This window comes from Mesorhizobium sp. M1E.F.Ca.ET.041.01.1.1 (assembly GCF_003997355.1).
Classification (GTDB): Bacteria; Pseudomonadota; Alphaproteobacteria; order Rhizobiales; family Rhizobiaceae; genus Mesorhizobium.
This window is the reverse complement of the sequence record NZ_RZSL01000352.1, coordinates 1-6,578: the sequence shown is the minus strand read 5'-3', so window position 1 is coordinate 6,578 and position 6,578 is coordinate 1. Positions and strand designations below refer to the sequence as shown.

At 65.3% G+C, this 6,578-nt stretch carries 9 protein-coding genes; all 9 read right to left on the bottom strand.

What is annotated here, in order from left to right:
- Positions 1-1,009, bottom strand: a 1,009-nt coding sequence (locus EOA38_RS24220; RefSeq protein WP_145966048.1) for an MFS transporter, incomplete at its 3' end; no start/stop codon positions are given.
- A complete protein-coding gene (gene nusB / locus EOA38_RS24215) occupies positions 1,006-1,500 on the bottom strand; it encodes a transcription antitermination factor NusB (RefSeq protein ID WP_127300414.1) in 495 nt (164 codons plus the stop codon). The genes EOA38_RS24220 and nusB, both read right to left, overlap by 4 nt.
- Positions 1,497-1,991, bottom strand: coding sequence for a 6,7-dimethyl-8-ribityllumazine synthase (ribH, locus tag EOA38_RS24210; protein WP_127300413.1), 495 nt, complete (start codon positions 1,989-1,991; stop codon positions 1,497-1,499). Before ribH ends, nusB begins: the two co-directional genes overlap by 4 nt.
- 77 nt (positions 1,992-2,068) lie before the next feature.
- Positions 2,069-2,248, bottom strand: a complete 180-nt coding sequence (locus EOA38_RS24205; protein ID WP_127300412.1) for a DUF1778 domain-containing protein — start codon at positions 2,246-2,248, stop codon at positions 2,069-2,071.
- Positions 2,248-2,865, bottom strand: a complete 618-nt coding sequence (locus EOA38_RS24200) for a riboflavin synthase (RefSeq protein ID WP_127300411.1) — start codon at positions 2,863-2,865, stop codon at positions 2,248-2,250. Before EOA38_RS24200 ends, EOA38_RS24205 begins: the two co-directional genes overlap by 1 nt.
- Before the next feature lie 62 nt (positions 2,866-2,927).
- Positions 2,928-4,055, bottom strand: a complete 1,128-nt coding sequence (gene ribD / locus EOA38_RS24195; protein WP_189434845.1) for a bifunctional diaminohydroxyphosphoribosylaminopyrimidine deaminase/5-amino-6-(5-phosphoribosylamino)uracil reductase RibD — start codon at positions 4,053-4,055, stop codon at positions 2,928-2,930.
- Between the two features lie 2 nt (positions 4,056-4,057).
- Complete coding sequence (nrdR, locus tag EOA38_RS24190; RefSeq protein WP_127300410.1) at positions 4,058-4,537, bottom strand: transcriptional regulator NrdR; 480 nt, start codon at positions 4,535-4,537, stop codon at positions 4,058-4,060.
- 113 nt (positions 4,538-4,650) lie between these two features.
- Positions 4,651-5,241, bottom strand: coding sequence for a hypothetical protein (locus tag EOA38_RS24185; protein WP_126095927.1), 591 nt, complete (start codon positions 5,239-5,241; stop codon positions 4,651-4,653).
- Positions 5,242-5,320: 79 nt separating this feature from the next.
- On the bottom strand, positions 5,321-6,559 hold the full coding sequence (glyA, locus tag EOA38_RS24180; protein WP_245480907.1) for a serine hydroxymethyltransferase: 1,239 nt from the start codon (positions 6,557-6,559) through the stop codon (positions 5,321-5,323).
- Between the last annotated feature and the right edge of the window lie 19 nt (positions 6,560-6,578).

Sequence of the window (6,578 nt, the reverse complement as noted above, 5' to 3'; positions counted from 1 at the left end):
CCATGGCGGTCGCGCCGATGAAGCCGAAATTCCAGCCCAGGCCGAGCAGGATCAGCGCCGTCCAGAAATGCCAGAGCTCCAGGCCGGAAAGCGCCACCGCTGCGCAGCCGATGAGCAGAACCAGGCCGATGGCGACGATGCGTTCGGCGCCGAAGCGGGGGATCAGCGAACCGGGGAAGAAGCTCGGACCGAACATCGCCATGACGTGCCAGGAAATGCCGAGCGTGGCATCGTCGGTCGAGAGTCCGCAGCCGACCATGGCGAGCGGCGCGCCGGTCATGACGAAGCTCATCAGCGCATAGGCGCAGACGGCGCAGAATAGTGCCGCGACGAAGCGCGGCTGGGTGGCGATCTCGACCAGCGGGCGGGCGTCGCTTGCGGCGGTTTCCGCGGAGCCGCTTTTACCTGTGGAAATGTGCAGGAAGGAAAGGATAACTGCGCCGGCGGCCGCCAGCACCAGGATCGAGGCGAAGGATCCGGCGAACATCACCGGCGCCAGAAGCTCGCGGGTGTAGATGACAATCTGCGGCCCGAGGATGGCGGTGACGATGCCGCCGGCCAGAACGAAGGAAATGGCGCGCGCCTTGAATTGCGGCGGCGCGTTATCGGCGGCGGCGAAGCGGAACTGCTGGACGAAGGCGCCGCCGACCCCGATCACGCCGAGGCCGAAAGCGAACAGCCAGAAGCTCGCCTGAAAGAGCGCCAGCGTCGCGATCAGGCCGCCGAGCGCGGTGATGACGGTGCCGATCATGAAGCCACCGCGATGGCCGAGCCGGCGGATGATGGCGGCGGCTGGCAGGGCGCCGAGCGCCACCCCGACATTGAAGCCGGTGACCGGCGCCGTCGCCAACGATTTGTCGGGGCCGAGCAGATACTGCCCAGCAAGCGCGCCGAGCGAAATGGCAATGGGTGCCGCGGAGCCGACGATCGCCTGCGCCGCGGCGAGCAGCAGCGCCGTGCGGCGCGCTTCACGGCCGGCTCCGGCGACCACGGCCGTGGCGGCCGTCATGATGCGTCCTTGCCGCGTCCCTCGCCTCGCACCCGGCGCGAAACGCGATCGAGCACGGCATTGACCAGCTTCGGCTCATCCTCCTCGTAGAAGGCCTTGGCGATGTCGACATATTCCGAGACGATGACCGCCACGGGCACGTCGTCCCGCTTCATCAGCTCATAGACGCCGGCGCGCAGGATGGCGCGCAGCGTCGAATCCAGCCGCGACAGCGGCCAGTCGTCGGTGAGCGCCTGGCGGATGACGGGATCGATGGTCTTCTGGTTCTCGACGACGCCGGTCAGGATGGCGCGGAACCATTGCGCATCGGCCTCGCGATAGAGCGCGCCGTCCACTTCCTTGCCCAGCCTAAAGGCCTCGTATTCGGCGGTGATCTCGAAGACACCGCTGCCTGCCACATCCATCTGGTAGAGCGCCTGGACAGCGGCAAGACGAGCGGCACCGCGCTTGTTGGCGTGGCGCACCGCACCGGTCTGGGCAGGCTCGCTCACGATTGGTCTCCGAATTTCTCTTTCAGCGCGATCATGGTCAGCGCCGCGCGCGCGGCGAAACCGCCCTTGTCGCCTTCAGTGCGACGGGCACGGGTCCATGCCTGCGCATCGTTCTCGGTGGTCAGGATGCCGTTGCCGATCGCGACCGCTTCCTGCACCGAAAGGTCCATCAGCGCACGGCTCGATTCGTTAGCGACGATGTCGAAATGATAGGTGTCGCCACGGACGATGGTGCCGAGCGCGACGAAGCCGTCATAGTGCGTGCCGCCTTCGGCGGCGCCATCCAGCGCGAAGGTGATGACGGCCGGTATTTCCAGCGAGCCGGGAACGGTGACGACGTCATAGGTAGCGCCGGCTTCGTCCAGCGCGCCGGTCGCGCCGTCGAGCAGCGCGTCGGCGAGCTCGTCGTGGAAGCGCGCCTCGACGATGAGCAGATGCGCCTTCGTCTTCGGACGAATGAACGCTTTGCCGTGTTGGGATATGCCAGCCATAAAAGTCTCCGGGCGGTTGCCGGTGACTTAGGCCGAAGCCGGATTGATCGCAAGCACAAGATTGCTGCAATTGGCCGTCAGACGCCAGTAGCCTCGCGATGGCGACGCACCGTATCGCACAGACGGTCATTCACCGGCCGCGGATTGACCAAGGCCTCAACGAACACCCTGCAATCGTTGACCGACAGATCGAGACGCCGCTGGTCCTCAATGCTGAGCTTTTCCTCCTGCATGGACCCGGTTGCATTCTTGGTCATCACAGCCCCTCTTTCGCGGCCTCCGCAAGACGCGCGGCATAGCGGGCCATGGTGTCGATCTCGATGTTGACGCGGTCGCCGGCCTGGCGCTCGCCCCAGGTGGTGACGCTCAGCGAGTGGTGGATCAGAAGAACGTCGAAGCGAGTGCCTTCGACCTTGTTGACGGTGAGCGAGGTGCCGTCGAGCGCGACGGAGCCTTTCGGCGCTATGAATTTCGCGAGATGCCGCGGCGCCTCCAGCGTGAAGCGCACGGCGTCGCCCTCCTCCTTGCGCTCGACGATTTCTGCCGTGCCGTCGACATGGCCGGAGACGATGTGGCCGCCGAGCTCGTCGCCGATCTTCAGCGCCCGTTCAAGATTGATCCTGGCGCCGGATTTCCAGCTCGACGCGGTAGTCAGCCTGAGCGCTTCTTCCCAGGCCTCGACCTCGAACCAGCGCGCGTTCGAGCCATGCTCGGGCAGCGCCGTCACGGTCAGGCAGACGCCGCCGCAGGAGATCGAGGCGCCGATCGCAATGGTCTCGGGGTCGTAGGAGGTATCGATGCGCAGGCCGACGCCTTCGCTGAGCGGCTTCACCGCGGCCACGGTCCCGACGTCGGTGACAATTCCAGTAAACATCAATCTCGGTCTTTCCGTCTGACCATGATCTTACCCAAAAAACCGGTTCCCACCTTTTGGGATCATGGTCGTACCCATTCGGCGTAGCTGTCCTCGCCGAAGCGCATCTCGCGCAATTTGCGGAAACCCGGCGGGATATGGTCGGCGTCGATAGGCGATGCAATGCCGTCCTCGCCGATCGCTTCCGGCCCCTGGAACAGGACGATACGGTCGACCAGGTCTTCCTCCAGAAAGGCCTTGGCCACCTTGGCGCCGCCCTCCACCAGCACGCTTGCCATGCCGAGTGCGGCCAAATCCTCCAGCAGTTCCGGCAGGGCCACTTCGCTTTCGTACGTTTCCGTACCGATAAAATGCACGCCGGCGCGTTCGAGCGCGGCCCGCCGGTGCGGGTCCGCCTCGGGGCACGCCGCGACATAGAGCGGAACACGGTCAACGCCGGACACCAGCTTGGATGTCTCCGGCAACCGGATCTGGCGATCGAGGATGATGCGCGCCGGCGAGCGGTTCTCCAGCCCCGGCAAGCGCACGGTCAGTGCCGGATCGTCCTCGAGCGCGGTACCGATGCCGACCAGGATGGCATCGGCCTCGGCGCGCATCAGATAGACCTCGCGCCGCGCGATCTCGCCCGTTATGGCAACCTGGCCGGCGCCTCTCCTGCCGATCTTGCCATCGCTGGAAAGCGCAAGCTTCAGAATCACTTCCGGGCGTTTCTTCAGAGATCGAATCAAATAGCCGGCCATCTGCTCGCCGGCCTCGGTGGCCAGCACCTTCTCCGCCACCTCGATGCCGGCGGCGCGCAGGATGGCGTAGCCCTTGCCGGAGACGCGCGGATCGGGATCGCTGGCAGCACCCACGACGCGCGCGATGCCGGCATTGACCAGCGCGTTGGCGCAAGGCGGCGTGCGGCCATGGTGGGCGCAAGGCTCCAGGGTGACATAGGCAGTGGCGCCGTGCGCAAGCTCACCGGCCTCGGCCAGGGCCTCGGTCTCGGCATGCGGCCGGCCGCCGATAGCGGTGACGCCGGTGCCGACGACCATCGGACCGGCGCCGTCGTCGCGCACGACAATCGTGCCGACGGAAGGGTTGGTCGAGGTGCGACCGGCATTGCGGCGCGATAGCCTCAGCGCCGCGCCCATGTAACGGCGATCAAGGGCCGCCTGCTCGGCCTCGCTCAATTGAGGTTTCGCCATGCTCAGCCGGCGTCCTCTTCGGTTTTTTCCTCGTCGCCCTTCAGCTCGCCAAGCAATTCGTGGAAATCCTTGGCCTCGCGAAAATTGCGATAGACCGAGGCAAAGCGGACATAGGCGACGTCATCGAGCGATTTCAGCGCCTCCATGACCAGCCGCCCGACCTCGCCGGAGGCAATTTCGGTCTCGCCGGAGCTTTCGAGCTGGCGCACGATGCCGGTCACGGCGCGGTCGATGCGCTCGGGATCGACATTGCGCTTGCGCACCGCGATCTCGACGGAGCGCAGGAGCTTGTCGCGATCGAACGGCACCTTGCGGCCGGACTTCTTGATGACGACGAGGTCGCGCAGCTGCACGCGCTCGAAGGTGGTGAAGCGGCCGCCGCAATCCGGACAGACGCGGCGCCTGCGGATCGCAGCGCCATCCTCGGCGGGGCGCGAATCCTTCACCTGCGTATCTTCGGACTGGCAATAAGGGCAGCGCATGGAAAGCCTTGGGTTCGCGATTCTGTAGGCGAAAGGCTTAGAGCCTTTTATGCCTCAGAGATAGCGAGGCGCGAGCAAGATTGCCAGCGCCCTGCCCTGAACGCTCCGTCGCCTCAGGGCGCGACATCCTTCGTGGCGAAGCCGCAGGACGTGCCGAGGTTGCGATAGGCCTTGGTGAAGCCGTCCATCGGGATGCTGGCGACCGTCTGCTTGCCGAAAACGACATCGAGCGAGGTGACTTTGCGCATGGCTCGCAGCAGCGCGAGACTGGTCTTGGCCTGGTTGTCGACCATCCAGCTCGGACGGCCGTTGACGGCGTCGGTGGAAGAGACCGCCGCGGAAACCTTGATGCCCGGGTCGCCAAATGTCGCTGCGATGCTCTTGCCGGTCGGCAGGTCCTTGTTGTCGACGGTGATCATGATGGCGGGATAGGCATCGGGCGGCAGCGCGTCGCCGTTCGAGATCGAAAGCGTCAGCGTGCCCGCGCTGCCATTGCCGTCGACGAAAGCGGTCGAAGCCGCGCAGGTCTTGCGCGCGTCCTGCCCGGTATCGAGCGTATCGATGATCGTCGTCCACCCGCCGAAAGTGTTGGTGGCCGGCAAATTCGGATCCGGCTGCGTTTGCTCCTGTGCAAGCGCGCCCGATACGGCAAAGCCGGCCAGCGAACCAAGCAGGACCAGGGCAGCGGGACGAAAAGTGCGCATCATCAAGTCTCCAGTTCGGAGCGCCGTCCAGTCAGGACGACGCAATGCCGGCGGATAAAAGATGATGCGCAGCGCCCGGTCAACCAAGATACGGGTAGAGCGGGAAACGATCCGTCAGCGCCGTGACCTTGGCCTTTACGGCGGCCTCGACGGCGGCATTGCCCTCGTCGGAATTCGCCACCTTCAGCCCGTCCAGCACCTCGGCGATCAGCTTGCCGATCTCGCGGAATTCGGCCTGGCCGAAGCCGCGCGTGGTGCCGGCGGGCGTGCCGAGACGGACACCGGAGGTGACGAAGGGCTTTTCCGGGTCGAAAGGGATGCCGTTCTTGTTGCAGGTGATGTTGGCCCGGCCAAGGGCCGCCTCGGCACGCTTGCCGGTGGCGTTCTTCGGTCTGAGGTCGACCAGCATCAGATGATTGTCGGTGCCGCCCGAGACGATATCGAGGCCGGTTTCCTGCAGGCTCGAAGCCAGCGCCTTGGCGTTGGCGACGATGCTTTCGGCATAGGCCTTGAAGCTCGGCTTCAGCGCCTCGCCGAGCGCCACCGCCTTGGCGGCGATGACATGCATCAGCGGACCGCCCTGCAGACCGGGGAACACCGCCGAATTCATCTTCTTGGCGATCTCCTCGTCGTTGCACAGGATCATGCCGCCGCGCGGGCCGCGCAGCGACTTGTGCGTGGTCGTGGTCACGACATGGGCATGGGGCAGCGGCGACGGGTGCATGCCGCCAGCGACGAGGCCGGCGATGTGGGCCATGTCGACCATCAGGTAGGCACCGATCGAATCGGCGATCTCGCGGAAACGCTTCCAGTCCCAGATGCGCGAATAGGCAGTGCCGCCGGCCAGGATAAGCTTCGGCTTGGTCTCATGCGCGGTCTTTTCGATCGCGTCCATGTCGAGCAGATGGTCGTCCTTGCGCACGCCGTAGGAGACGACCTTGAACCACTTGCCGCTCATGTTGACCGGCGAGCCGTGGGTGAGATGGCCGCCGGAATTCAAGTCGAGGCCCATGAAGGTGTCGCCGGGCTGCAGCAGCGCCAGGAACACGGCTTGGTTCATCTGGCTGCCGGAATTTGGCTGGACGTTGGCGAAGTTGCAGCCGAACAGCTTTTTCGCGCGCTCGATGGCCAGTTCCTCGGCCACGTCGACGAACTGGCAACCGCCATAGTAGCGCTTACCCGGATAGCCCTCGGCATATTTGTTGGTCATGATCGACCCTTGAGCCTCGAGCACGGCGCGGGACACGATGTTCTCCGAGGCGATCAGCTCGATCTCATGGCGCTGGCGGCCAAGCTCGTTGCGGATAGCGCCGAAAATTTCCGGATCGGCATCGGCA